The following is a 763-nucleotide window of genomic DNA, read 5'->3' as shown; positions in this document are numbered from 1 at the left end:
ATGGACGAAATCGTCGGCCATATGCGCGAAAAAATCGAGCTCCCTGATAACTACGACAGTATCAAGCAGCCCCTGCGCAAACAGCCGACAGAAAAACCATCCAGAAGCTACCAGGCCTATCATGCTGACAGCGATAAAATCTGTCCCATGCCGCCCTTTGGTGCCGGCTACCGTTATCATGTCACCGGACTCATTCATGACGAAAGCGGCTTCCCCAACGGTTCCCCTGCCGCCACCGTTGCCCAGATGGATCGCTTAAACCAAAAACTCTCCGACAATCTCGATGATATCGTGACGTATGAAGAATATCGTCTCGAAGATGCCGAATACGCCGTCATCGCCTTTGGCGGTACCGCTCGTACAGCCTATGCAGCCGTTGATCAAGCCCGCGCTCAAGGCATCAAAATCGGACTGTTTCGTCCCATTACCATTTGGCCCTTTGCCCAACAGCAAATCGAAGAACTTGCCACGCGCGTCAAAAAGATCTTAGTTGCCGAACTCAACTGCGGCCAGTATGTCGGCGAAGTCCAAAAAGCCGTAGGCGGGAAAATCCCCGTCATTTCCTATACCAAATATAACAACGAAGCCATCACTCCCGCCGAACTACTCAGCGGTCTTGTCAAACTCAGCCGGGAGGAGAAATAATCATGAACATGGAACAACTCGTACAAAAATATTATCGTCAAAATCACTTGCCTCACATGTGGTGTCCCGGCTGCGGCAACGGCATAGTCACAAGTGCCGCAGTCAAAGCCATCGATAA

1 protein-coding gene and 1 pseudogene are annotated in these 763 nt (G+C 51.1%); both read left to right on the top strand.

Annotated elements, in window-relative coordinates; translation table 11 throughout:
• A partial coding sequence (locus Ga0466249_RS28110; protein WP_281422711.1) for a transketolase C-terminal domain-containing protein occupies positions 1-645 on the top strand: 645 nt, incomplete at its 5' end.
• An 8-nt stretch (positions 646-653) separates the two neighbouring features.
• Positions 654-763 (top strand): annotated as a pseudogene (locus Ga0466249_RS28105) (2-oxoglutarate ferredoxin oxidoreductase subunit beta); the annotation flags it as partial.

It is taken from the genome of Pelorhabdus rhamnosifermentans, from assembly GCF_018835585.1.
GTDB classification, from domain to species: domain Bacteria; phylum Bacillota; class Negativicutes; order UMGS1260; family UMGS1260; genus Pelorhabdus; species Pelorhabdus rhamnosifermentans.
This window is presented reverse-complemented; position numbering and strand designations above follow the sequence as displayed.